General features: G+C 70.3%; 15 protein-coding genes and 1 pseudogene. 10 read left to right on the forward strand and 6 right to left on the reverse strand.

Translation table 11 applies throughout. The annotated features are described in order from the left end of the window. The first annotated feature begins 98 nt into the window (after positions 1–98). From AB8A24_RS19505 to AB8A24_RS19550, 10 genes and pseudogenes are all read left to right on the forward strand, one after another. Positions 99–1,430 (forward strand): MFS transporter, encoded by a 1,332-nt coding sequence (locus AB8A24_RS19505; protein ID WP_328961290.1) that lies wholly within the window; start codon positions 99–101, stop codon positions 1,428–1,430. Then, a complete protein-coding gene (locus AB8A24_RS19510) occupies positions 1,427–5,212 on the forward strand; it encodes an amino acid adenylation domain-containing protein (RefSeq protein ID WP_328961291.1) in 3,786 nt (1,261 codons plus the stop codon). Before AB8A24_RS19505 ends, AB8A24_RS19510 begins: the two co-directional genes overlap by 4 nt. A 46-nt stretch (positions 5,213–5,258) precedes the next feature. After that, on the forward strand, positions 5,259–6,308 hold the full coding sequence (locus tag AB8A24_RS19515) for a TauD/TfdA family dioxygenase (RefSeq protein ID WP_328961292.1): 1,050 nt from the start codon (positions 5,259–5,261) through the stop codon (positions 6,306–6,308). A 253-nt stretch (positions 6,309–6,561) separates the two neighbouring features. Next, positions 6,562–6,780: an MbtH family protein gene (locus AB8A24_RS19520; RefSeq protein WP_328961293.1), complete on the forward strand. Its 219-nt coding sequence runs from the start codon at positions 6,562–6,564 to the stop codon at positions 6,778–6,780. 139 nt (positions 6,781–6,919) lie between these two features. Beyond that, positions 6,920–7,084, forward strand: coding sequence for a hypothetical protein (locus AB8A24_RS19525; protein ID WP_328961294.1), 165 nt, complete (start codon positions 6,920–6,922; stop codon positions 7,082–7,084). Further along, entirely contained in the window at positions 7,081–9,285 is a 2,205-nt protein-coding gene (locus tag AB8A24_RS19530) for an amino acid adenylation domain-containing protein (protein ID WP_369476858.1), read from the forward strand. Before AB8A24_RS19525 ends, AB8A24_RS19530 begins: the two co-directional genes overlap by 4 nt. Beyond that, positions 9,272–10,540 (forward strand): cytochrome P450, encoded by a 1,269-nt coding sequence (locus tag AB8A24_RS19535; protein ID WP_328961296.1) that lies wholly within the window; start codon positions 9,272–9,274, stop codon positions 10,538–10,540. The genes AB8A24_RS19530 and AB8A24_RS19535 overlap by 14 nt, the downstream gene beginning before the upstream one ends. Beyond that, positions 10,537–11,271 (forward strand): thioesterase domain-containing protein, encoded by a 735-nt coding sequence (locus AB8A24_RS19540; RefSeq protein ID WP_328961297.1) that lies wholly within the window; start codon positions 10,537–10,539, stop codon positions 11,269–11,271. Before AB8A24_RS19535 ends, AB8A24_RS19540 begins: the two co-directional genes overlap by 4 nt. After that, positions 11,272–12,051: an alpha/beta fold hydrolase gene (locus tag AB8A24_RS19545; protein ID WP_328961298.1), complete on the forward strand. Its 780-nt coding sequence runs from the start codon at positions 11,272–11,274 to the stop codon at positions 12,049–12,051. 179 nt (positions 12,052–12,230) lie between these two features. Continuing rightward, a pseudogene (locus AB8A24_RS19550) lies at positions 12,231–12,925 on the forward strand (hypothetical protein); the annotation flags it as partial. Positions 12,926–13,249: 324 nt separating this feature from the next. Here AB8A24_RS19550 and AB8A24_RS19555 read toward each other — a convergent pair. The 6 genes from AB8A24_RS19555 to AB8A24_RS19580 form a co-directional block, all read right to left on the reverse strand. Further along, positions 13,250–14,554 (reverse strand): ligase, encoded by a 1,305-nt coding sequence (locus tag AB8A24_RS19555; RefSeq protein ID WP_328961299.1) that lies wholly within the window; start codon positions 14,552–14,554, stop codon positions 13,250–13,252. Further along, positions 14,551–14,688, reverse strand: coding sequence for a hypothetical protein (locus tag AB8A24_RS19560; RefSeq protein ID WP_328961300.1), 138 nt, complete (start codon positions 14,686–14,688; stop codon positions 14,551–14,553). The genes AB8A24_RS19555 and AB8A24_RS19560 overlap by 4 nt, the downstream gene beginning before the upstream one ends. A gap of 399 nt (positions 14,689–15,087) precedes the next feature. Then, the gene (locus AB8A24_RS19565; protein ID WP_328961301.1) at positions 15,088–16,800 is read right to left on the reverse strand and encodes a carbamoyltransferase N-terminal domain-containing protein; all 1,713 of its coding nucleotides are present in this window, start codon (positions 16,798–16,800) and stop codon (positions 15,088–15,090) included. Positions 16,801–16,855: 55 nt separating this feature from the next. After that, entirely contained in the window at positions 16,856–20,125 is a 3,270-nt protein-coding gene (locus AB8A24_RS19570) for an aminotransferase class III-fold pyridoxal phosphate-dependent enzyme (RefSeq protein WP_369476862.1), read from the reverse strand. Between the two features lies 1 nt (position 20,126). Continuing rightward, the gene (locus AB8A24_RS19575; RefSeq protein WP_369476864.1) at positions 20,127–22,685 is read right to left on the reverse strand and encodes a type I polyketide synthase; all 2,559 of its coding nucleotides are present in this window, start codon (positions 22,683–22,685) and stop codon (positions 20,127–20,129) included. Beyond that, on the reverse strand, positions 22,678–26,049 hold the full coding sequence (locus tag AB8A24_RS19580; RefSeq protein WP_328961304.1) for an amino acid adenylation domain-containing protein: 3,372 nt from the start codon (positions 26,047–26,049) through the stop codon (positions 22,678–22,680). Before AB8A24_RS19580 ends, AB8A24_RS19575 begins: the two co-directional genes overlap by 8 nt. Position 26,050 lies beyond the last annotated feature (1 nt).

Here is a 26,050-nt window from a genome sequence, read left to right on the forward strand (position 1 = left end):
CGGCGAATTCGACCCGATAGGAAGACTGTGATGGACCAACGCGCCGAGACCCTGCGCCCCCGACCGGGAGCCAAGACCCCTGAGGCGGTGTGGCGTTGATGAGCCAGGATGTCGCGAGCACCGGCAAGAAGCCGGCTTCGCTGTTCCGCCAGCGGAACTTCGTGCTGCTGTGGACAGGTCAGTCGGCCTCGATGCTCGGTTCCCCGATCACCTACGTCGCGATGCCGCTGACCGCGGTTCTGCTGCTCCACGCGACGCCGATGGAAGCCGGCGTGCTCGTCGCCCTCGAGACGCTGCCGTTCCTGCTCTTCGGCCTCTTCGCCGGCGTGATGCTGGACCGCCGCGCGCGCCGGTCCGTGATGATCGTCGCCGATGTCGTGCGTGCCGTGGTCCTCGCCTGGGTCCCCGTCGCCTACTGGCTCGATGTGTTGAACATCGCCCAGCTCTTCGTCGTGGTCTTCGTCGTCGGCGTGATGAGGATGTTCTTCGACCTCGCCACCCAGTCCTACACACCCGGTCTGATCGGCCGGGACCGGCTCGGCGAGGCGAACGCGAAGCTGGAACTGTCGGGCTCGACGGCGCAGGTCGTGGGGCCGGGCGCGGCGGGCCTGCTGGTCAGCGCGCTCAGCGCACCGGTGGCGATCGCTGTGGACGCGGCGACCTACGTCCTGTCCTTCCTCACGGTGGCGGGACTGCCGGCCGACGAGGCGCCGAAGCCTCAGCCCGGGGCGGAGAACCTCTCGGTGTGGGCCTCGATCCGTGAGGGATTCGCCGCGATCGTGCGGCACCCGCTGCTGCGCTGGTTCACCACGGCCGCGCTGATCATCAACCTGTTCTCCGGCGCCCTGACGTCGGTGTTCTTCCTCTACATGCTCCGGGTGCTCGGCATGGGATCGAAGCAGATCGGCCTGGTCCTCGCGGTCGGCAGCATCGGCGCCCTGGTCGGCGTCCTCCTGGTCGGCCGGCTGACCGAACGGTTCGGCGTCGGCCCGACACTGATCCTGACGATGGCGCTGCCCGGGATGGGATATCTCCTCCTCGCGGCCGTACACGGCCACTCGCCGGCGGCGGTCGCCGCCGTCGCGGCCTCCTCCTTCGTCGTCCAGTTCAGCATTCCCATCTTCAACGTGACGGTGGTCAGCTTCCGGCAGGTCTCCACCCCGGACGAGCTGCTCGGGCGGGTGAACGCCACGGCCCGTACCTGCGCCTTGGGTGCGTTCTCGCTCGGCTCGCTGCTCGGCGGTGCGCTCGCCTCCGGAACCGGACTGCGGACGGCTGTGGTGCTGGCCGCGAGCGGGACGTTCCTGGCCTCCCTCGCCCTGCTGTTCTCACCCGTGCGGACGGTACGCAGCCTCGGGGCGTCCTCCACCGATTCCGACTCGGCCCCCGCGCCGGAACCCGGCCCGACCGTTCAGGAGCAGTCGTCATGACGAGCGTCGAGACCTGGCAGGAGGAGGGCTATCAGCTCTCCCCGCAACAGCTCGCCCGGTCGGGCGAGGCCCGGAGTACGGCGGTGCGCACCGTCCGCACCGCCACGCGGATACCGGTGCCGGATCTGGAGGCCCGGATCGCGACGGCGGTCGCCACGCACGAGAGCCTGCGGACGCGGTACACCGAGTTCGCGGGGCTGCCCACGCTCGTCCAGGTCGTGGATCCGGTGGGCCCGGTCGCGGTCGAGCGGTCGGGAACGGATCGCACCGTGTTCCGGGCCGGCGCGCTGACCGTCGAGCACGAGCTCGGTCCGGACGGCACGCGGCTGGTGCTCACCCTGCCGCGGTTGAGTGTCGACGACGCTTCCTGGGCCCTGCTTGTCGACCTGCTGCTGGAGGACGCGGTCGCCGAGGCCGGGGCGACGGTGCTGCAGTACGCCGATGTCGCCGCCTGGCTCGCCGAAGTGTTGGACGAGTCGGCGCAGCCACCGGTGGCCGACGAGGTGGCGCGGCAGTCATCGAAGCCGTCCTCGGCGCTGCCCTTCCTCACTCCGGTCGCCCTCCGGGACCCGGCCGCCGAGCCGGTGAGCGCCTCGGCCGTCGTCGAGGGGCCGGCTCTGGAACGGCTGGGCGAACTCACCGGACGGTGCGGCGTGAGCGAGGCGGCGGTGCTGCTGGCTCTCTGGCGCTCGCTGTACGGCCGGTACTGCCGCGACGCCGACGGCCAGGTGCTGGTGCTGGCCGACGGCCGGTCCACGGAAGGCCTGGAGAACGTGCTCGGCCTGTTGGAGCGTCCGGTACCGGTGCGGCTGGAGATCGGCGCGGACACCCCGGTCGCCGACGCGCTCCAGGCGTCGCAGGACGCGCTCCGCTCCGTGGCGGCGATCGAGAACCGGATCGACCCGGGGACCGCGGCCTCCGCACACCCTGCGGCGGACGTCCGCCCGCTCTCGTACCGGCACCGCCTCGACCGGTGGGCCGAGGAAGTCTCGGCCGATGCGTCCGCCCACGAGGCTCCTGGTGCGCTGCACCTCGACTGCGTGCGCGGGGCGCGGAGCCTGCGCCTGACCTTCGTCGGCGGCGCGGGCCGCGTCGCCCAGGCCGACGTGGACCTCGTCGCGGAGGCGTTCGGACATCAGCTGACCGATCTGCTCTCCGGTGACACGGAGCGCGCCGTCGGCGGCCTGCGCCTCACCGCGCCGGCCGCGCCGAACGCCGAGGCCGGGCCCCGCGCGTCGTACGCCTCGGTGCTCGACCGCTTCCTCGCGCAGGCGGAGCGCACGCCCGCGCGGCCCGCGCTGCGCTGCGGCGAGACCGTCGTGTCCTACCGGGACGCGGCGCAGGGCGCGGACGCGGTGGCGCACCTGCTGCGCGAGCACGGCGTGCGGGCCGGGCAGCGGGTCGCGCTGTTCGTCCCCGCCTCGGCGGAAACGGTCGTCGCGATGCTCGGCGTCTGGCTCGCCGGCGCGGCGTTCGTCCCCCTCGACCCCACGTGGCCGCAGCAGCGGATCGAGACGATCCTGCGGGAGGCCGACCCCGCGCTGCTGCTCACCCCCGATCCGAAGGCCGATCACCAGGCCTCCGTCCGCATCGTGTGCACGGCCGACGCGGTCGTCGACCCGGGGCGCGCGGTGACTTCCGGCGCGGCGGCCACGGGCGCCGCCTATGTGATCTTCACGTCGGGCACCTCGGGGCTTCCCAAGGGCGTCGTCATCGGGCACGAGCAGCTGGCGCACTACGCCTCGGCGATCGGCGGGACGCTCGCCCTGTCCGAGGGCGCCGAGTTCGCGGCGGTCTCCACCCTCGCCGCCGACCTGGCCTACACGGCGGTCTTCCCGACCCTGGCCGGCGGTGGCTGCGTCCAGCTCATCCCCACCGAGACCGCCACCAGCCCCGCGGCTCTCACCGAGTGGTTCCGGGCGAACCCCGCGGCCGCGATGAAGCTGGTTCCCTCGCACCTTTCGGCGCTGCTGGCCGAGGCCGCCGATCCGCTCGCGCTGCTGCCGAGCGAGGCGCTCGTGCTCGGCGGCGAACTGCTGCCGCGTCCGTTGTACGAGCGGCTGCGAGAGATCGCGCCCTCCTTGCGCCTGTACAACCACTACGGACCGACCGAGTCGACGGTGGGTGCCGCGTGCCTCCCGCCGGCCGCCTCGATCGATGAACGCTGTTCCTCGATCCCGGTGGGCTCCGGCCTCGGGGAGAACGTCCTGACCGTGGTCGACGCGGCGGGTGCCACGCTGCCGCCCTGGTGCCCCGGTGAGGTGCTGATCAGCGGGCCCGGCGTGGGCCTCGGCTACCTCGCGCGGTTGCGCGAAGGCGAGTCGGGCTTCGGTACGGCGGACACCGCGGACGCCCACCGGACCGGTGACCTCGGCCGCCTGGTGCCCGGCCACGGCATCGAGATCCTCGGCCGGATCGACGACCAGGTGAAGCTGCGCGGATACCGCGTACAGCTCGGCGAGATCGAGACGCTGCTGGCGGATCGTCACGGCGTCGGCGCCGCGGCGGTCGTGGCGCGCGCGGACGCCGACGGACTCGTCACGCACCTGGACGCGTACCTCACCGCCGCCGGCGGAGTGGACATCTCCGTCGAGGACGTGCGGGCAGCCGTGGCTCTGGACCTCCCGGCCGCCCTCGTGCCGACCGGATGGCAGGTGCTGGAGCGGTTCCCGCTGACCCGCAACGGCAAGCTCGACCGCCGCGCCCTCGCACCGATCGCGCCGCCGAAGGCCCGGGCCGGCCGGCCGCGCGACTCGGTGGAACAGCGTCTGCTGGCGATCTGGTCCTCGATCCTCGACCAGGACATCTCCTCCCCCGACGCGGACTTCTTCGAGTTCGGGGGACAGTCGCTGCGTGCGATCAAGCTCATGGCCCAGATCAACAACGCCTTCGGCCTGCGCCTGCCGATGTCCACGGTGTTCAGCGCCCCGACCGTCACGACGATGGCGGAGCTGGTGCGCGGGAGCGATGTCCAGGACTCCAACCTGGTACCGCTGCGCGCCGCCCGCGGACCGCACGAGCAGGCCCCGGTCTTCTGCGTCCACCCCGGCGGCGGCAACACGCTCAGCTACTGGGAGCTGGCCCGGCTGATACCGGCGGACCGGTCGGTCTACGGCATCGAGGCCTGGGGGCTGCACGGCAGGCCGCCGCAGGACGACTTCGCCGCCATGGCCGAGGAGTACGCGGCGAACATCGCGGCCGTCGGCGATGCCGCTCCCGTGATCATCGGCTGGTGCTTCGGCGGCATCATGGCCTACGCCACGGCCCAGGCGCTGCGCCGTTCCGGGCGCGAGGTGGCGCAGCTGATCATCGTCAACTGCGGCGTCCCCGGTGACCCGGAGAACGCCCTGGCGCGGCAGCCCGCCGACTATCTCCTGCGCCGCTTCGCCTTCCACTACCAGCTGGACCTGCCGGAGGGGCCGCTCGAGCATCTCGGTCATCAGGAACTGCTCAAGGCCCTGCAGGACGTCGGGCGACTGCCTCCCGACTCCGGTGAGGCGGAGCTGCGGACCCTGCTGGACGTCTACATGACCAACATGACGGCTCTGGACCGCTACTTCGTGGCGGAGCAGGCCGAACTGGGCCGAGCCGACTTCCCGGTGCTGCTGGTGCGCGCCGAGCCGGCCGATGAGCCGCAGGCTCCGGACCGTACGTGGGGCTGGGGATCGGTGGTCGGGCCTGAGCTCGGCTTCGCCTCGGTGGCAACCACCCACCACGGCATCATGCGACAGCCCGCGGTGGAGGAACTCGCCGAGCTGATCCAACGGAAGATCGACGCATGACACAGAGCACGGCCGGGTTCACCGTCGAGGAGATGAGGAGCAGGACATGAACGACGCGACTTCCAGGACACCGGGACCGCGCTCCCTGCTGGGCGCGACTCGGCGACAGGTGCGGGTACCCGCCGGAGATTCGGTGAACATCGGCTTCCTGCCGGAGTCACCGACCACCCCCGCCCTCATCACGCCGGCCGGTCCCGGCGTCGATCTGCCCGGCTGGCTGCGCGCGAACCGGGAGGAACTCGAAGCACGGCTGCTGCGGCACGGAGCGGTCCTGCTCCGGGGGTTCCACGCCGGTTCCGTGGAGAAGTTCGAACAGGCCGCCTCGGCGATCTGCGGCACCCTCTTCCCTGAATACGGGGACCTTCCGCGAGAGGGTGAGTCGGCCCGCGTATACAAGTCGACGCCGTATCCGGAAGACCTCTCGATCCTGTTCCACAACGAGAGCTCGCATCTGCCGCAGTGGCCGATGCGTCAGTTCTTCTCGTGCATCGTGGCCCCGCAGTCCGGTGGCCAGACGCCGATCGTCGACTGCCGGACGGTTCTCGCCCGGATGCGTCCGGAGCTGGTCGAACTCTTCGCCACCAAGAAGCTCCGCTATGTCCGCAACTTCATCGAAGGCGTCGACGTCAGCTGGTCGCGCTTCTTCGGAACCGACGATCCCGCCGAGGTCGAGCGCAAGTGCGCCGCGGAGGGGACGAGCTTCGAGTGGACGCCGGACGGGGGCCTGCGGACCTCGCGTCAGGCGGATGCGGTGCTGCGCCACCCGACGACCGGCGAGGCCGTGTTCTTCAACCAGCTGGCGCTGCACCACCCGTCGTCGCTGGACCCGGAAACGCGCTCCACGCTGCTGGAGATGTGCGGCGATCAGGGGATGCCGCGCAACGTCTTGTGGGGCGACGGCACTGTCATCGACGACGCCCTGGTGGACGAGGTCCGCGACCTGATGGACCGGGAGTCGGTCGCCTTCTCCTGGCAGGAGGGTGACGTCCTCGTCATCGACAACATGCTGGTCGCGCACTCACGCAGTCCCTTCACCGGGCCGCGGAAGATCGTGGTGGCGCTCGGCGACATGACCGGCGGGGCCGTGCCTGCATGAGCTGAGCTCGGTTCGAGCTCTAAGGGCTGTCCACCTGGGTGGCGCGGCAGGCAGCAGCTCGCCGCGCCGCCATCGCCGCCTGCCTTCGTTCCGGCGGCGATCAGGAATAGCAATATTCCATTACACCGACGCCGGTGTCTCGCCGGCGAGACACACCCGATGCGAGGCCAATTACTCAGCTGCCGCAACGATGACGGCTGGTTATCGTCACTGTTACGCTGACGACTGATTGATCGATTCATCAGGAGAATCCGTGGCAAATCCGTTCGACGATGAAGAAGGCGCATGCCTGGTTCTGGTGAACGACGAGAACCAGCATTCGCTGTGGCCCGCCTTCAGCCCGGTGCCAGCCGGCTGGAAGGTGGTGTACGGCCAGGAATCTCGCAAGAACTGCCTTGCATACGTTTCCGCGCACTGGACGGACATGAGGCCGGCCGGCCTGATCAGGGCCATGGGCGATGAACCGCAGTAAAAACGAGTTCCGCAACCCTACGGACGCACTGGTGGCCAGTAGCGTGCGGACCCTCTTGGGATAAGCGAGAACTTGGAATACCCCGCGCCGTCCGCATCATCTTCAAAAATCTAGCGCTCAGAACAAAAAAGAGTTATCCGTGAGCAAATCCAGCGCCATCCCACTGTTCGGGCGGAACGCCGCGGTCTACGCGGACCAGCCGACCATCTCAGACCAGGAGCAAACCCTGACTTCACGGCTGCGTTCCAACTTCATGTTTGGCTTCAACCGCTTGGCAGTGCGGGCGATCGGGAGGTTCCAATGACCAGCGCGGCTACGACGATCGCGACAGTGGTCGCGGCAATTCACCGGCGGACGGGCGGCGAGCGGATAAGCGTTCTGTATCGGGACGCGGACGGGGTACGTGGACCGCTGGAGGTGGATGTCTCAGGCGATCCGACGCTCGTCGCTCTGGCCGAGCGGGTAGCGGCGGAGTGGGACGCGGCGCCGCCCGAGGTGGACTACTACGGTGACGCACGATCGGTGGACGTCGAGGTCTTGGCCACCGACGCGGACACTGAAGAAGCCGGGGCAGCGCTGACCGTACGGCCGGCAGGTGACACGCCGCTCGCCGCGCAGCGGCGAGCGGCGGCGCAGCCGGACCTCTGTCTGAGCCGGCTCGATCTGCTGACCGAAGCCGACGAAGCGAAAGTGCGCGGCTTCATGGCCGGTCCACCGGCGAAGGAGCTGCGTCCGGTGCCGGTGCTGATCGCCGAGCGAGCCGCGTCGACTCCCGACGCCGTCGCGCTCAGCCGGGGAGGCGACCACGTCACGTATCGCGAGCTGATGGACCGATCTGGCGCCCTGGCCGCAGAACTCCACACGGCGGGGGTTCGCACCGGCTCGGTCGTCGCCGTCCTCATGCCCCGCTCCCCCGAAGCTGTGATCGCCCTGCTCGGCGTGCTTCGTGCCGGTGGCGCGTACCTGGCTGTGGATCTCAACGATCCGACCGAGCGGGTGCACCGACTATTGGCCGCCGCCGATGTGCGCGTCGCTGTGACCGATCCGGACCTGGCCGTCGGGTTGCCCGACAGCGTGCGGGCCATCCCGTTCGACAGCGCGGCGGGTACGACCGTACCGCCGACGCTTCCTGACCTCCATCACGAATCTCCGGCCTATATCTCCTTCACTTCGGGCACTACGGGTCAGCCCCGGGGTGTTTTGGTGCCGCACCGCGCCGTCAGCCGCCTGGTCGCCGACCCCGATTGGCTCGACCCCATGCCCGGCGACGTCTTCCTGCAGGCGGCACCGCCGGCCTTCGACGCCTCCACCCTCGAGTTGTGGACCCCCCTTGTCCACGGCGCGCGGTTGGCGGTCCTCCCGCCCGGGCCGATGGACACTGATACCCTCGCCGACACCCTGGCCGCCGAGAGGGTCAGCGTGCTTTGGCTGACTGCCGGGCTCTTCCACCAGTTCGTCGCCGCCCGGCCGCAGGCGCTGGCCGACGTCCGACGGCTGATCGCCGGCGGCGACGTGATTTCTCCAGCTCACCTGAACCATCTGCTGGCTGCCCAGCCCGGCCTGACGTTCACCAACGGTTACGGTCCCACCGAGAACACCACCTTCACGACATGCTGGGTCGCCGACGGCCCGACCGGTGGAGATCCGGTGCCGATCGGCCGGCCGATCGCCGGGACTTCGGTCGCCGTCATGGACTCCCAGATGCGGTTGGTTCCGATCGGTGTGCGCGGCGAGCTGTGGGCCGGTGGCGAGGGTGTCGCGCTCGGTTACGTAGGCGACCCCGCGGCCACCGCCGAGCGCTTCCTTCCAGACCCGTTCGCCGACCAGCCGGGCCGGCGCATGTACCGGACCGGTGACCTGGCCAGTTGGACCGAGGACGGCACGCTGCTCTTCCATGGCCGGGGCGATGGCCAGGTCAAAGTCCGCGGATACCGGGTGGAGCCCGGCGCCGTCGAGACCGAGTTGCTGGCTCATCCGGACGTGCGGCTGGCCGCCGTCGTGGCGCAGCGCGACCCCTCGGGGGATGCTCGGCTCATCGCGTACGTCGAGGCACGAGGCGGGGCGGCGCAAAACCACGCCGATCTCGCGGTCCGCCTGCGGACCCATCTGGCCACGACTTTGCCCGCGTACTCGCTGCCAGCCGCGATCTTGGTCCGCGACGCGCTTCCACTGACGGTCAGCGGCAAGGTGGATCGCCGGGCGCTGCCGGCCAGTAGCGCCATCGCGCGTTCGGTTTGGAACGAGTACGTCCCGGCCCGCGACGGCCTCGAACAACGCCTGACGGAGTTGTGGGGTGAGGCGCTGAACGTGGAGCCGATCGGGGTCGAGGACGACTTCTTCGAACTCGGCGGGCACTCACTGCTCGCCGCGGAGCTGCTCAGCCAGATGCAGCGGGAGTTCCAGGTCAAGCTGGCCGCCCGGACCCTGTACCTGCAACCGACCATCGGCGAGTTGGCCGCTCAGATCGCCGACCTCAGCCGGGAGATCACTCGTGACGACGTCTAGCTCCACCCACTCGGCGCGAATATCGGGCTGCCCGGTCCACAACGGCGGACTCGACCTCGTTGATCCGATGCTGTACAGCGACGGGGATGCTCCGGCGATCTGGCGTCGCCTGCGTGCCTTGGACACCCTGCACTGGCAGCAGGTGGACAACGACAACGGATTCTGGTCGGTCGTTTCCTACGACGACGCCGATCGCGTCCTGCGTGACTGGGCCGTCTTCACCTCCGAACGTGGCACTCTTGTGGACCTGCTCGGACACGACGACCCTGCGGGTGGACGGCAGCTCGCCGTAACCGACCCACCCCGGCACACCGAGATGCGGGTCCGGCTCCAGAAGGCGCTCACCGCGCGCGCTGTCGACCGGCAGCGCGACATGATCACAAGTCTGTTGGTCGAACTGATCGAACCACTCGGCGACGGAGGAGTCTTCGACTTCGCTCAAGCCACTCTGGCTCTTCCCATGGCCGTCAGCGGCACACTGATGGGCATCCCGCGGCGGGACTGGTCGTGGCTGAGCCGGCTGACAACGGTCTGCATTGCCGCCGACGATCCGGAGTATCAAGGCCCAGATGGCAAGGCCGCCACTCTGGAGAACGCGCACCGCGAGCTGTTCGCCTATTTTCAAGACCTCGTGGAGTTCCGGCGCGCCAACCCCACCGACGATTTGCTCAGCGTATTGATCGGGACCACTTTCGAGGGGCGCCACATGTCCCCGGGGGAGATCATCTCCAACTGTTACAGCTTGTTGCTCGGTGCGAACGTCACCACCCCGCATTCACCCAACTTCGTCATGGCCGAGTTCATCGGTACGGACGTTCTTGCTGACTGGGCCGCGCACCCCGAGGTCGACGCGACCGCCACCGAGGAGGCCCTGCGCTGGGCGTCGCCGGTTAATCACTTCCTGCGCTATGCCACCCAGGACGTGGTCATGCACAATACGCCGATCGCCGCCGGAGATGCGGTGGTGGTATGGCTCGGTGCGGCCAACCGTGACGACAAGGCGTTCCCCGACGCCGAGGTTTTCAATCTGAGGCGCAAGCCCAACAAGCACCTCGCCTTCGGGGTGGGGCCGCACTACTGCGTCGGTCACTCGCTCGCGCGCTTGACCCTTCGTATCCTGTTCAGCGAGTTGTTCGAACGATTCGATGATTTTCAGGCCGCCGGACCGACGGAACGACTGCGGTCGAACTTTGTTTCGGGCTTCAAGCACATCCCAATAACCGCGAAGCGGCGCACCAGAGGGAGAAGTTCATGAAGGGCATGAATCCTTGGCTGCTGCGCCGGCCCGATCCGCTGGCCACCGCCCGGATATTCTGTATCCCGTACTCGGGCACCGGCGCGGGGATGTACAATCGTTGGCCGTCCAGCATCGGCGGTGTCGAACTCGTCCCGGTACAACTACCCGGACGCGCGAACCGGATGCGCGAAAAGGCGCCGACCACCTACGAAGAGTTGGCCGTGGACCTTGTGGCCGGCCTGGCGCCTTACCTCGACCGGCCGTACGGCTTCTTCGGGCACTGCGGCTCGGCTTTGGCGGCATACCAGGCAGCCGTCCAGGTCGAGGCGACAGGCTTGGCTGTTCCGGGCCATTTGTTCGTCTCCTCACAGGTGGCGCCGCAGGACGGCCCGACCGGACGGTTCCTGGAACTCGATGACGATGGGCTGACCGACGAGCTCCGCATCATGATCGAAGAACGCGGCGGGAACCCGAGCCCGGATGTGCTCGAACTGGCGCTGGAAATCTTGCGTGCCGACATCGAGGTCAACAAACGGTACGTCGTCCCCGACCCCGTCAGGCTGACCACGCCGATCACGACCATTGGCTGGACCGAGGACCGCGAAGTCCAGCACCACACAATGAGTGGCTGGAACCGGTGCGGAGATACGGATCACCACGTGCTTCCGGGGGCGCATTACCGGTTCCTTGACGGACCACCCGAGTTGTTCGAACTGTTCGCCGCCAGGATGGGTGCGAAGGGGGCCTAGATGGCTGCTCAGTCACGGCGCGGGCCAGAGGCCAAGTGGTTCCGGCGGTTCGGTCCGGCCTACGAATCCAGGGCACTGCGCCTGTTCTGCTTCCACTACGCGGGTGGCAGTGCCGCCTCATTCCGAGACTGGCAATCCCTGCTTCCGCCGTACGTCGAGGTGGTGGCCGTACAGCTGCCTGGCCGCGAGAACCGCTTCGCGGAGCAACCCTTCCGGGACATGCGACCGCTGGCCGAGGCCATTGCCGACGCGATGGCCGGAGAGCTGAATCCGCCGTATGCCTGTTTCGGATTCAGCATGGGCGCGCGTGTGGCCTTGGCGGTGTCGCACCTGTTGCGCGAGCGCGGCCTGCCGCAGCCCTCGCACATGTTCTCCGCGAGCAGTTGTGCTCCTTCCCGAGGCCGGCCGGTGCGTGGCTGGAACGAGTCGGATGACATGCTGATCGCCTACCTGCGTGAGCTCGGCGGCACAGCCGCGGAGATCTTCGACAGCAAAGAGTTGCTGGACATGTACCTGCCAACCGTCCGCGCCGACCTCACCGTCGTCGGCACCTGCCCGCCGCGAAGCGGGCTGCCGCTGGCGGTGCCGCTGCGTGCTTTCACCGGCATGGACGATACGGAAGCACCACCCGAGCTCATGCGGGACTGGTACCGGGAAACCTCAGCGGCGTTCAACTTGACCAAGGTGTCCGGCGGGCACTTCTTCGACCCTGCCGGCACCACCGAAATGATCAACCAGATCGCGTCCGACCTGGAATTCACGGTGCGGAATCACATGTGATGTCCGGCTCCGCGCGGAAAACCGCGGTCGGGGTTCCGGGCGTCCGCGGCGAACTCCCACGCCCTCGGCACCGTCGCCCTGGCCTGTGCCTGACCAGGGCAGGTATCGGGTCGTGATCAATCTGTGGGGTTCGCCCTCATGGCGAGGCCTGATCGGGTAGATCATGTCGCGCGACGCGAGTGCAACTGACTGATGCGGAACGGGAGTTCATCGAGCCGTACCTGCCGGTCGGCGAGTACGGTCCGTACCCGGAGCGACTGCGGAGGCAGTTCGAGGGCGTGATCTGGCGGTTCAAGACCGGAGGGCAGTGGCGGGAGATGCCGTCGGAGTTCGGTGCGTGGTCGACCGTCTCCGATCGCTTCCGGCAGTGGCGTGACGCGGGCGTCTTCGAAGCCCTGGTGGAGGGCGCGATCGCGGAGGCCGCGAGGCGGGGCGAGGTGGACTTGTCGCTGGTCGGCGTGGATTCCACCACACTTCGGGCTCACCCCGACTCCGCCGGGATGCACCTGGGCCCCGACGCCCTGGCGGCCCTGGAGAAAGCCGCCGACGAGGCGGAGAAGGCCCGGCGAAAAGGGGCGGCCCGGAGGAACAAGACCGACAGGACGCCGCAGATGATCCAGAACGCGAAGAGCGACGACCTGCCCGGCGGCGGCGCAATCCTCGCCTGAAGACCGCGCCGCTCGGGCGCTCCAGAGGCGGGCAGACCAGCAAGAGCCATGTTGCCGGCGAGTGAAAGTGCCGCCCGCCAGTGTTCGTGCTGACCGAGGGGCAGGCTGCCGACAGTCCGCAGTTCATCCCCGTGCTCAAGAAATTGCGGGTCCGCGGGCCGGTCGGTCGTCCCCGCACCCGACCCGACGCGGTCGCCGGGGACAAGACATCCCACGCGGACAAGCGTCAAGCGGCGGCGGCAGATCGGTCTTGTGCGGGCGGAATGGGAAATGCTTTCGTCTCCTCGTATGTCCGGCCGTGCTGGAGGCAGTGATGACCTCCTGGACCCCGGCCGGCACCTTGGCGCGGTCTTCCGGCGAGAGGAGGTCCGTCACCGCAGGCCGGGCCGACGAGCGATCGGCCTGCGCGGCGGCGCACACGCCGCGGATGGTGGGGTTCCGAACGGGTTCGCCGCCGGTGCGGCAGGTGGCTCGTGAGCCGTGATCTTCAACCCTTCGTCGTGCTTCGGGTGCGTCGGTACCGCGTCGACCTACAGCGAGGACAGCTCGGCGCCGTTGACGAAGCGGGGCTGCGGCTCCCCCTCGAACGCGAAGCCCAGCCGCATCAGCGAGTTGATCCGCTCGACCAGTGCGATGTACGCGTCGTGGTCGGGAACGACACCGCCGACGACGCCCACCGCTTTGGTGGCGACTCCGCCGTCCAGGGTCTGACCGGGCCTCACGTAGAACCGGCAGTTGCTCACCCCGTCCAGGGCCCGCACCTCCTTCGCCCCCTCGATCGCGACGACCTCGCAGGACCGCTGCGGCGCGAGCAGGATGAGCTGGAAGTGCACCCCCTCCACCGGGACCAGCCGCGGCGGGGCCGTCTCGCCGAGCGCGATGCGGGCGGCGTACCCGGTCAGGTCGAGATCCATTGCACTGAGCGAGAGCTCCTGGATGCCGCCGCCGAGACGGCCGTTGACCTCGATCAAGCGTGGCCCCTGCGGGGTGACCTTGAGTTCGGTGTGGGTGATGCCGGTGCGGATCCCGAGGGCCGCCACCGCGCTCCGGGCGAGGGCCGTGAACTCCTCGTCCTCCGCCCGGCCGAACGGGGACGGCCAGAACCGGCCGGTCTCGCGGAACGGCGGTACCAGCGGCGGCTTTCCTGTGACGCCGACGGTGGTCAGATCGCCGTCGACCACAGCGATCTCCACCGACACGTAGTCACCGAACGGCTCGGTCGGGCGGCCCACCAGGTACTCCTCCAGCACCAGGCCGCCGCCCTGGATCAGCCCCGGCCGGTCCAGCGCCAGCACCGAGCGCAGGTGGCCGAGCCCAGTGGCCTCGTCCGGGACGTGGAAGGTATTGCCGCTGGCGACCCCGTGGACGGGCTTCAGCACAGCGGGGAAGCCGACGTGCGCGGCGGCGGCCGCCCAGTCCGCCTCGGTGTGGATCAGCGCGGTGCGCACCGAGTCCACCCCGGCCTCGCGCAGTGCCGCCCGCTGCTGCCACTTGTCGGTCAGCAGCTCCGCCATCTGCCGTGTGTGGTAGCGGAGTTCGAGCAGCTCCGCCAGGTGCGCAGTGACCCGCTGCAGCTGCTCGCTGTAGGTGATGATGCCGTCGGGACCGTACGTGCGCAGCCGTTCGGCCGTCTCCTCGACCGCGTCCAGGTCCATCTCCACCACCTCACCGAAGGCGGCGAGGATCGAGGCGATCCCGTGGGAGGCGTCGGCGGCGGGGATCACGAAGACGCACTCCGCCCAGCCCAGGGGGAGGGCCACCTGGGACGGGGGCGTTCCCTCCCGGTCGTGGACGACGATCAGGGTCGGCTTCTTCTGGGTGTGCTGAGGTGTCATCTGGGCTTTGCCGTTTCGTCGTTGACCAGCTCGTAGGCACCGGGGCCGGCGGCCGGCCGGTGCCGGCCGCCCGACGCCAGGTCGGAGTGCTGTCCGGGCAGGAAGTCGAGCGCCTCGCCGAGGTTGGGCCGCATCGCCGGAATGACCGGCCGGTCCGGATCGGCCGGCAGCGTAGGTCGGTGCCGCGTTCTCCGCCTCGGAGTGGCAGGTGACCAGGGTGGCGTCGATGTCCACTACCAGGCCCGGCAGTTCACGTCCGCCCGGGCGAGAAACGGGGATACCGTCGCGGATCCCGTCGGCCTGCGGCCAGGCGGCTTCCCCACGCCCGTCGGTCGCGACGACGAGCCGGGGATCCGACCCGGTGCTGTGCACGTGGAAAGTGCCTTCCCGCTGGGCTGACAGAAACCTTTGACAAGCCTCATCTCCCCAGCGCAGAAGGCACTTTCACGTTCCCGCTCATGATCCGGACACCGCTGCAAGTGAAACGCGCAGGCTAAGGCCTGAACGGCAAACTGCCCGGATCAAACGCCCCCTCAGAACGCCGAGTCTTCCCGCCGGTACAGGACGCCCTCGCTCCACACCAGGTCGAGCTGGCCCCACTCGATCGCCGACGCGACGTCGGGGAAGAAGCTGCGGCCGTTGTAGTTCGCGCTCGTGTTGCACAGGACCGGGATGCCGCTGCACTTGTAGTACTCGCGCAGGATGGCGTGCAGGTTCGGGTCGTCGGACGCGTTGACGGTCTGCAGCCGTGCGGTGCCGTCCAGGTGCATGACGGCCGGGACGCGGTCGATCCACTCGGGACGGACCCAGTGTTCGAACAGCATGTACGGGTCCGGCGTGCCCGGGTCGAAGACGGTCGGGGCATGCTCTTCCAGGCAGATGGGCGCGACCGGTCGGTAATGCTCCCGGGTCTTCACGTCGTTCAGGAGCCTCTTCATCGACGTCTCGACCGCCGGTGCGATGATGCTGCGTCCGCCGAGCGCGCGGGGTCCCAGTTCGGCACGGCCGTCGAGCACGACCGCGGGCTGGCCTGTGGTGTGCAGGATCTGGGCCAGTTCCTCCGGCGTGCAGGGCGACGTGCTCCAGCCGCGCGGCACGTCCGGCGTCGGTTCGAGAGCCGGGCCCAGCCGGGCGCCCCACTGGATCGGCCGGAGCCCCGAGCCGCCGGCCGCGGCCAGGCAGGCCGTGCCGATGGCGACGCCGGAGTCGTCCGGGAACGGCGGCACCCACATGGCCTTGATCGTCGGGTGGGAGCGCAGGGCGCTGTTCCACTTGATGTTCAGCGCGCAGCCGCCGGCGAAGCACAGGTTCCAGGCGCCGCCGCCCTTCCACGCCTGGATCTTCTTGGTCACCCGGTCGATCAGCAGTTCCTCGAGGAACGCGTGGACGCTGGCCAGCACGTCCTCGTCGGAGAACCCGAGCGCGGCGGTGCGGGACTGCACGGCGGAGAGGAACTGGTGCACGTAGGCGTGCGACGGCTCACCGGTGCTGCCGCACCCGATGATGGCCCGCCGGTACTCCCGCACCCGCGGCGAGTCGGCGTCGAAGAACTCGAAGAACTCCTCGCGGAAGACCTGCTTGATCCGCTCCCGCGAGGTGCCCAGGGCGATGTACGCCATCATCTTCCCGGCCACGGAGAGGTCGTCGACGTTCCTCGACTTGTTCTGCCGCTTGAACGGGCCCCAGTACTGCGAGGTCATCGAGTAGGTGTGGCCGATGAGCGGGAACGCCTCGCCGCCGGCCTCGATCCGGCCGTCGGCGTCCACGCAGTACAGCCGCGGGAAGCAGCCGCCGTCCCAGACCAGCACCATCGACGGCTCGCCGCGGCGCGCGAACGGGCTGGTGCAGTAGGCCGAGGCCAGGTGGCCGGCGACGTGGACGTAGCTGTCGTAGTCCAGCGCCTGGCCGCCGATCGTTATCCGGCCGCGATGGCCCGGCATCCCAGGGTCGGGCACCAGGTCGGTCTCCCGGTAGGGGGCGACCAGGACCTCGGTCCGGATCCCGCCGGCGAGCACGTTGACGTGCCCGCCGGCGGCGCCGTCCCAGCCGTCCAACGCCCATGTGCCGACGTCGCCGACCTTGAGGCCGAACTTGTCCATGACGCCGACCAGGTCGTCGAGTTCGTCGACGTTGCTGTACCGGGCGCCGTTGGCGATCTTCTGCATCTCGACGTTGAACACCAGACGGTCCTCGTCGAGGATCGCGATGCCGCCGCTCTGCGTCAGCTTCAGGCCTGCTGTGATCATGGTCTTGCGGCTCCCGTATGTCCGAGGGCTGATGTGGTCGTGTCGGAGGTGGTGCTCAGAGGTCGTCATGGTCGGGCCCGTCCAGCTGGGCCAGTGGGCGCTCGCCGTGCGCGACCAGGTTGGCGAGCAGGTTCTGGTAGCGGCGCGCGACGTCGGCGGCGAGGTCGGGGGCGACGATGTCCGTCGCGATCTCGAAGTCGCACCGGAAGCCGTCCGCGCTCTCGATGATGTTCAGCGCCAGGGGGTGGCCGGTGTGAACGATCGGCAGCGGGTCGGCGTCCGACACCGTGAGCCCGTCCATCGGGGGCGCCGCCACGCGGCGGTAGAACGAGACGGACGTCGCGAGCAGGTCGGCGCGCAAGCCGGTTCCGGGCGCGAGCTCCGCGATCAGGTCGGCGAACGGGTGGTCCTGGCTCTCGAGCCCGGTCACGAGGTGTTCCATGACCTCGGCCACGTAGTCCGCGGCCAGGACGTCCACCGTCCGTCGCAGACGCAGCGGCAGCAGGTTCGAGCAGTACCCGACCACCTGGTCCAGCTCCGGCGGGCGGCGGGCCGCCAGGACCGGGACGACGATGTCGTCCTGCCCCGTCACCTGGTGCAGCACGGCGCCCCAGGCCGCGATCAGGTAGGCGAACACCGTCGCGCCCTGCTCTCGGGCGGTGTCGCGCATCCGGTCGCAGAACTCGGAGTCGAGCTGGACGCTGTGCCGCACGGCCCTGTAGGGGAAGGGCCCGGACGTTCCGGACCCGGGCAGCTCCGGAGCCGCCGCGCCCTGGAGCAGAGTGCGCCAGTGGTCCCGGTGCTCGGCTGTGTCGGGGCCGCCGACGACCCGCTCGTGCCACGCGACGTAGTCCCGGAACTGCACCGCGGGCGGCAGCAGGGGCCGGACATCCTGACAGCCGGCGTTGTACAGCGCGACGAGGTCGTCGACCAGGACGCTGAACGACCAGCCGTCCACCGCGGCGTGCGCCCCGGAGATCAGCAGCAGATGCCGCTCCGGAGCGGTCCGCACGATCGCGGCGCGGAACACCGGCCCGGCCGCGAGGTCGAGCCGTTGCTCGGCCCAGGACTGCCGGAAGCGGTCGAGGTCGTCGTCATCCGGGCAGACGTGTTCGGTCAGAACCTCGTCCAGGACCGTCTCCGCGGCAGGACGCACGACGAGCGTCACGCCATCGGCGGCGAGCGTGGTCCGCAAGGTCTCGTGCCGCGCGACCAGGCCCTGGACGGCGCCGCGCAGCGCGTCCCGGTCCAGCCGACCGTCGAGCCAGAAGCCGACGGACATCTGATACGCCGGCACGCCACCCTCGTCCAGTGCCGCCTGCTGCCGCTGCGCGAGGGTGCTGCGCGGCGCGGGCGGCGGCACCACGGCACCGGCCGGGGCCGCCCCGCCGGGGCCGAGCACACCGTGCTCCCGCAGCTCGGTGACCGAGTCGCGGACCGCTGCCCGGATGTGGTCGAGGTCGGCCTGCTCGTGCGCCGTGGACAGGAAGAAGTTGCGCAGCTCCCAGACGAACACGCCGCGGTCGAGCAGGTTGAAGTACAGCGGGTCCATGTTCTGTTCGTGCTCGAACCGGAAGAGCGAGGAGAACCGGCGGACCTCGATCGGCACGTCGAGCTCGCGGAAGTCGGCGTTCAGCCCGTCGACGAACACCTCGGTCTTGCGATCGAGGTCCCGCTGCAGGGCCGGGCCCTCGCCGCGAAGGTGGTTCAGAACCGCCCGGGCCGCCACCATGGTCATCGGATGCTGGGAGAACGTGCCGGCGAAGAAGGTGGACTCCGCGGTCGGGCGGGAGTCGTCGCCGAAGTCCCACACGCCGCCGTCGATCGTGTCCATGATCCCGCCCCGGCCGGCGATCACGCCGATCGGCATGCCGCCGCCGATGATCTTGCCGTACGTGGCCAGGTCGGCCTCGATGCCGTAGAGCCCCTGGACACCGGCCGGGTGGCAGCGGAAGCCGGTCACCATCTCGTCGAAGATCAGCTTCGTGCCGTGCCGGTGGGTGATCTCCCGAACCCGGCGCAGGAACTCGGGGTTCTGCACTCCGGGGGTGCGCAGGGTCACCGGCTCGGTCATCACCGCGGCGAGCCGCGGACCGTGCCTGTCGATGAACTCCAGGGCCTCGTCGGTGCCGAATTCGAGCACGTGCACGTTCTCCACCGCGCGCGCCGGGATGCCCGAGGTGATCGGCCGGGTGGTCCGCACTCCGTTCTCGGAGGAGGCCGCCGCGAGCACGCTGTCCGCGTGACCGTGGTAGGCCGTGGAGAAGACCACGACATCGTCGCGGCCGGTCGCGGTCCGGGCCATGCGCAGGGCGGTCATGACCGCTTCGGTGCCGGTGTTCAGGAAGGCGACCCGCTCCATGCCGGTGAGTTCGATCAGGCCGGCGGCGACCTCCTCGACCGCCTCGGTGCGCGAGGCGATGACGTACCCGAGGTCCAGCCGCTCGCGCAGGGCCGCCATGACGGCGGGCGGGTTGTGACCGAGGAGGTGGACGCCCCAACCCATGGTGAGGTCGACGTACTCGTTGCCGTCGACGTCCCACAGCCGCGCGCCTTGTCCGCGTTCGGCGACGATCGGGTACAGCATCTCCTTGGTCGTCGGCCGGAAGCCGATGGACGAGCGGCTGTCGGCGATCAGCGGGCGGAACCGCTGGGCGAACTCCTTCGAGCCCTTCGTCCTGCTGCCGAACCGCTGGGCCAGGACCTTGAGATACCGGGCACGTTGCTCCGACTCCACGAGGCCGGCTCCGCCGCGCGCACCGGGTGCGAGCGGGGCGGCCTGCCGGGATGAGGCCGGTCGCCCTGCCGGACGGGCTGCCGGCGCCGGTTCGACGACGACCGGTCCGGCGCCCGAGGCGGTACCGCCCGCCAGGAGTTCGAGCTGGCTTCGCATGACGGCGAGCTGTTCGGTGATCAGCCGCTCGACGGCCGTCGTGGCTCCGGGCACCGGAAGGGTGTCGGCCGAGACCGGTGCCACCGGCGCGGGTGCGAAGGTCCGCGGTACGTCGACGGCCGCGGCGATCACGGCACCGGCGGCCGGGGGCGCCGTGGCCTCCGGCGGCGTACCGGCCGACGCGTTCGCCGCCAGGTGCGCCGCCAGCGCGGCCGGCGTGTGGAGGTCGCCGAACAGCTGCCGGAGCGAGACCTTGCAGCCGAAGCGTTCCTCGACCAGCCGCAGCATGCCGAGCAGCGCCATCGAGTCCGCACCGAGTTCGGCGAACGAGACGTCCGGATCCAGCGCGTCCGGCCGGATGTCGAAGTAGCCGCCGATCATCGCGACGACCTCTGGGAGCAGTGGCTCCACGGTGTTCTCCTCGTGGTTCATGTCAGCCGACCCGGTCCAGGTGCGCCGCCAGGCGGTCGATCGTCGGGTTCTTCAGCAGATCGATCGTCGGCAGGGGGACGCCGAGCTCCGTCCCGATCCGGCGGGCGAGCCGCACGGCGAGCATCGAGTCGTCGTCGATGTCGAAGATGCTCTGGTCATAACGGTCGACCTCGGTGCGCAGCACCTCGGTCCACAGCTTCGCCAGCAGCCGCTTCAGCTCCTCGCCGCGCGGCGGGCCGGCGGGGGCCGCCGGCGGCGCCTGGTCCGGTTCGTCCAGCCGCAGCCTGCTGCGATGCAGCGGATGTGCCGGCAGCGGGACCCGGTGGGGCTCCTGGCCGGACCAGTCGGACCAGTCCACCGGCACACCCGCGGTCCACAGTCGGGCCGCGTCGTGGAGCAGCCTCGCCACCGGTGACGACTCGGAGCCGCCGTCCGGGCCGAAGTCGCCCGGCAGCGGTTCGGCCGGGGTTCCGATGACGACCACCGTCGCCCCGTCCTCGGTCCGGCCCCCGAAGGCCGCGGCCAGCCGGCCGCCCTCCCACACGTCCCGGGTCCAGTGCAGCGGGTCGAGGGCTCGCGACTCGGGCAGCTCGCCGCCCACGACGGCCGACAGGATCGGGACACGCGGGACCCGCGGCCGCACCGCCGGCGGGCCGTCGAGCAGCCCGGCCCGCCAGGACAGCAGAGCCAGCGCCTCGGTCTCGTCGAGGACCCCGCTGAAGCAGGCCGCGAGGACTTCACCGGCTCCGGCGCCGCCGACCGCGTCGGGCCGCGCGCCGGATTCGGCCCACAGCGTCGCAAGCACCAGTCCGGCGGTCGTCTGTGCGGCCGGCGGACTCTGCGCGCCGATCAGGACGCTGTCGGTGGACCGCTGCGCGATCTCGGCCACGGCCGGCACTCGCTCGGCCAGCACCCGGAAATCCTCGACCGGGACCTCGCCGAACAAGAACGACACGGCCGGGGCGGCCTCCGCCGGCGGCCCCGCCGCGGCCCCCGCGGCGATCGCCCGTAGTCCGGCCACGGCGGTGGCGTGGTCGTGCGCGACGACCGCGCGGCGATGCGCGAACCCGCGCCGGCCGGCCCGCAGCGTGTAGTCGGTGTCGGCGAGGTCGGGGGCGTCCGGCCGCGCCAGCACGTCGGCCAGCCGGCCGGCCAGCTCGCACAGCGCCCGGTCGTTCTTGGCGCTCACCGCGAGCAGCCGGGGACCGGCGTCCGGCGTCGGCCGCGCGGGCAGCGTTGGCGCCTCCTCCAGCACGACGTGCGCGTTGGTGCCGCCGATGGCGAACGAGCTGACCGCGGCCCGCCGCGGGGTCGGGCCCGGCTGCCACGCAATCGGCAGAGTGTTGATGTGGAACGGGCTACCGGCCAGCTCGATCTCCGGGTTGGGCCGGGTGAAGGTCGGGTGACCGGGGATCTCCCGGTGCTGCAGGGCCAGCACCGTCTTGATGAACCCGGTGATCCCGGCGGCGGCGGCCAGGTGCCCGACATTCGCCTTGGCCGAGCCCAGCGCGCACTGCCCGGGCCGGGCGCCACCGTCGGCGAAGGCTTCGCTGAGAGCGGTGAACTCGATGGGGTCGCCCAGGGCGGTCGCGGTCCCGTGCGCCTCGACGTACGTGATGCTGTCGCTGTCCACCCCGGCGACCGCGTGCGCCTCGCTGATCACCGCCCGCTGCCCTTCGACGCTCGGAGCGGTGTAGCCGATCTTGTCGGACCCGTCGTTGTTGACCGCCGATCCCTTCAGCACGGCCAGGATCCGGTCGCCGTCCTCGATCGCCTCGGCCAGCCGCTTCAACGCCACCAGGCCGACGCCGTCGCCGAACGTGGTGCCGTCGGCGTCCGCGTCGAAGGGACGGCACCGGCCGTCCGGGGAGAACATCATCCCCTCGCGGTACACATAGCCCGGATACGCGTTGGCGATCACCGAGACGCCACCGGCCAGCGCGATGTCGCATTCCCCCGCGATCAGGCTCTGAGCGGCCACGTGCACCGCGACCAGCGAGGTCGAACAGGCGGTCTGCACGGCGACGCTCGGCCCCTTCAGGCCCAGCTTGTAGGAGATCCGCGTGGTCAGATAGTCCTTGTCGTTGGCGACCATGAGCTCGATGCCGTCGTAGGTCAGCAGGTCGCAGGACCGGGCGACGACGTTCGTCAGGTACGTGTTCATCGCCGCGCCGGCGAACACCCCGACCGCCTGATCACCGGCCCCGCCGGAGTAGCCGATGGTGTCGAGCAGTTCCGACGCGACCTCCAGCATGATCCGCTGCTGGGGATCGATCAGCTTCGCCTCGCGCCGGGTATAGCCGAAGAACTCGGGGTCGAAGTCGAAGGCGTCGGGCAGGACGGCCGCTCGCCGGACGTAACGCGGATCGCGCACCACCCGCTCGGGCACACCGGCCGCGAGGAGTTCATCGTCGGTGTAGGTGGTCAGCAGCTCGTCCCCGGCCCGCAGTCGGCTCCAGAACGTGTCCACGTCGGGGGCGCCGGGAAACCGGCCGCACATCCCGATCACGGCCACGTCGTTCGGCCGGATCGTCACGTCGATCTCGTCGGCGTCAGGCATTCTTCCCGCCCCGTTCCCGGGCCCGCAGGCGCGCGTCGCGGACCGTGTCGCCCGCCGGTCGGATGCGTCGGCTCGACGCCCGATCCCGGTCGCGGCCCCTGCCTCCGGCTCCGCCCCCGCCTCCGCCGACGTCGGCGGTCGCGGCATCGGCCCGGCCGAGGCGCGCGGCCAGACTGGCCACGGTCGGATAGCGGAACAGCTCGGACCCCTTCAACGGCGGGTCCGCGGCGTCGTCGGCGAGCAGTTCGTAGACTTGCATCAGCAGCATGGAGTTGCCGCCGAGGTCGAAGAAGTTGTCCTCGCGGCCGATGTCCTGGCGCTGCAGCACCTGCTGCCAGACGGCCGTCACCCGGCGCTCGCGGTCGCTCGGCGCCACGGTGGCGCCGGTTCGCGCGGGCACGCTCGCGAACCGCTCGGCCAGTCGCGCGCGGTCGACCTTCCGACCGGCGTCGAGCGGGAAGGCGTCGACGAACCCGATCGCGGTGGGCACCATGTGAGGCGGCAGCGTGGAACGCAACTCCGCTCTCAGGGCACCTTCCGTCAGGTTCGACCCCGGCTCGGGAATCACGCAGGCGACGAGGCGTTGGTCGTCGCCGCCCGCGCCGACGACCAACGCCGTCGACCTTTTGACACCGGGCACCTGGTCCAGCTGGGCTTCCACGCCTTCCAACTCGACCCGGAACCCGCTGATCCGCACCTGGTTGTCGACACGTCCCAGGATCTCCAGTTGCCCCCGGGTGTTGACCCGCGCCAGATCGCCGGTGCGGTACAGCCGGCCCCGCGGTTCGAGCGGGCTGTCGAGGAAGCGTTCCTTCGTCAGCTGCGGCTGGTTGAGGTAACCCCGGCTGACGCACTGTCCGCCGATGTGCAGTTCGCCGGTGAACTCCGGCGGCACGGGCTGCCCGTACTCGTCGAGGACGTGGACCCGGGCGTTCGCCAACGGGAGTCCGACCGGCACGATGGTTCCCGCGCAGTCTTCGGGCCGGACGGGCTGCGCGGTGGCCCAGAGCGTGGTCTCGGCCGAGCCGTACATGTTCCACAGCGTCCCGCACCACTCGTGGACGGTCCGGGCGAGCGGCGCGGGCAGGGGCTCGCCGCACGAGAAGACGTGCCTCAGCGCCAAACCCTGGGTCCCGGTGCGCCGGACCACGGCGGACAGGCCGTGCAGGGCGGAGGGGGTCCGGACCAGGTGTGTGACCCGTTCCTCGACGAGCAGCGTGTGGAAGAGGTCGGGCGATCGGGCCGCCCCCGACGGCACGACGACCAGGCACGCCCCGGCCAGCAGGGTGCCCCACAGCGACAGATCGGAACCGGCCGGGTGGAGGAACGCCCCGACCGCGGTCTCGTCGATGACGACGTGCTCACGCATCGACTCCAGCAGCGTCAGGACATTGCCGTGCTCGATGTCGATCCCCGTGGGCGTCCCGGTCGAGCCGGAGGCGTAGACGGTGCAGGCCACGTCGCCGGCGCGCGGCAGATCGCCGGGCTCGCCGACCGGCGGCAGCTCGGCCTGCGGCATGACCAGGACCGGCACCGCGGCACCGTCCAGCAGACCGGCCAGGTCCGGCTGGGTGAGCACCACGTGCGCTCCGCTGTCCTCGAGCACCGTCCGCCGCCATGCCGCGGGATGCGACGGGTCCAGGACCACGTAGGCCGCCTGGGCCCGCTGGACCGCCACGATCGCGGTCACCGTGTCGAGGGAGGGCTCGAGCAGGAGGGCGACCCGGCTGCCCGGCCCGACGCCCTCGGCCCGCAGCCGGGCCGTCCAGCGCCCGGCCAGCTCGTCGAGCTCGGCATACGTGAGCCGGTCGCCATCGCAGCGCACCGCCGTTCGATCGGCGTGCTGCTCCGCGGCCTGCCGGAAGCGGGCCGCCAAGCTGTCGTCCGACGCGACGGACACCGGCACGGGGTGCCGGTCGACGCCGTGCCCGGCCTCGCTCAGGATCGGCAGGTCCGTCACACTGCGGTCCGGGCCGGCGACCGCGGCCCGCAACAGCGTCGTGTAGTGCTCGGCGGCACGGCCGGCCGCGGCGGCGGAGAAGACGGACTTGCGGTACTTGAGCACCGCGACGAGCCGGTCGCCGTCGTGGACCACTTCGAGCATGAGCTCGAGCTGGTTGTCCTGCTTGTCCAGCGGGAACGGCGCCGCGGTCAGTCCGGCCCAGGCGGCCGGGGACGCGCCTTCGTCGGCCACGTGGAGGGCGGCGTGCGCCGGATGCCGACCGGACTTCTGATAGATGAACATCGTCTGGAAGATCGGGTTGCGGCCGTCCGCCCGGCGCGGTGCCAGCTCGCTGACGAGCAGCTCGAACGGATAGTCCTGGTGCTCGAACGCCTCGGCGACGGTGCGGCGGGTCCGGCCGAGCTGCTCGCGGAACGAGACCGCGTCGCTCAGGTCCGCACGCAGCACGACGGGGTTCATGAAGTTCCCGACGCATTCGGTCAGCGCCGGGTCGGTACGGCCGGCGAACGGGCTCCCGACGAGCACGTCCCGCCGGCCGGTGTAGCGGCCGACCATGACCTGAAAAGCCGTCAGCAACACCACGTAGGGTGTGACCGCTTCCGCCTTGGCCAGCGCGAACACGTCCGCGGCAAGGTCCGCGGGGATGGGGAACATGAGCGAACCGCCGCCGTCGGCGTCCGCCGGGTCCAGATCGAACCGGGGCCATTCGGTCGGCTCCAACTGACCGGACAGCTGGGCGTGCCAGTAGGCGCGGGCCCGGGCGCCCCGGTCGTCGGCGATCAGCGCACGCTGATACGCGACGAAGTCGCTGTACGGATTGTTGCGCCCGGGCAGCCCCGCCGGGCGCCGTTCGACCTCGGCGGCGTAGAGCTGCTCGAGTTCGGCCAGCATGGTGCCGAGCGACCAGAAGTCGCACACCACATGATGGGCTGCCAGCAGAACGACCGCTTCTCCGGGCGCCACCCGGTATGCCCGCGCTCGAAGGGGCGACCCGGTCACGAGGGCGAACGGCTCGCGATAGGCGGCACGCACTGCCTCCTGGAGTTCTCCTTCGGTCCACTGACGCGCGTCCAGCTCGGCGAAGTCGGGTTCGAGCCAGCCGTGAACGATCTGACGGCCCGCGGGTCCGTCCCCGTCGTCGGCGCCCGCCCGGCCGAAGGTGGTCCGCAGCGCCGCGTGCCGCCCAACGAGCGACTGCAGCGCGCGGTGGAACGCGGCGGAGTCGAATCCGCCCGTGAACCGGGCGGTGAGGGCGACGTTGTAGGACGCGCTGTCCGGGTCCATCTGATGCAGCGTCAACAATGAGCTCTGCGCGTACGAGAGCGGATGCTCGGTGCGCGCCTGTCCGGCCCGTGCCCGAAGCGCCGTCTCCAGCTTCTTCCGGAGGTCGTAGTCAGTCATG

This window comes from Streptomyces sp. BF23-19 (genome assembly GCF_041106355.1).
GTDB lineage: Bacteria > Actinomycetota > Actinomycetes > Streptomycetales > Streptomycetaceae > Streptomyces > Streptomyces virginiae_A.